The organism is Mesorhizobium sp. P2_D1 (assembly GCF_056404455.1).
Window position 1 is genome coordinate 1 of record NZ_JBFUDZ010000185.1, and the last position, 609, is coordinate 609.

Consider the following 609-nt stretch of genomic DNA (forward strand, 5'->3'; position numbering starts at 1 on the left):
ATTCAGAGTGGCGCCCCGAAACCCCCTTCATGAAGTTTGGCGACACGGTGCGTATCGAGATGAAGGACATGGCAGGACAGTCGATCTTCGGTGCGATCAAGCAGAGCGTTCAGAAACGAGTTCAAACCTGAGGCGAGGTTACCGCCTTCCTCCACCAGCTCTCTACGAGCAAAAACAAGGAATTTTGACTATGGCAAAAGCATTTGCTTCGCAGGGCGACCTTGCGGAAAAGAAGATTTCCTTCACCGAAGTCGGTAAGGACCTCTGGGCGTTTACGGCCGAGGGCGATCCGAACACCGGCGTGATTATCGGCGACGACGCCGTGATGATCGTCGATGCGCAGGCCACCCCACGGCTCGCCGGCAAGGTTGTCGAGAATATCCGCCGCGTCACYGACAAGCCGATCAAATATGTCGTGCTCTCGCACTATCATGCTGTCCGGGTTCTCGGTGCCTCCGCCTACAATGCGGAGCAGATATTCATGTCGGAAAAGGCGCGCGGCATGGTCGCCGAGCGCGGCAAGGAAGATTGGGATTCGGAGTTCCAGCGCTTCCCGCGCCTAGTCCAGGGACACGAAAGCATTCCGGGCCTGACCTGGCCAACCATGAC

General features: G+C 57.6%; 1 protein-coding gene. It reads left to right on the forward strand.

Annotation, left to right across the window (positions count from 1 at the left end; all coding sequences use genetic code 11):
• Positions 1–190: 190 nt before the first annotated feature.
• Positions 191–609 (forward strand): MBL fold metallo-hydrolase (locus tag AC1D0I_RS32875; protein WP_477400230.1); only part of this gene is annotated, 419 nt, incomplete at its 3' end.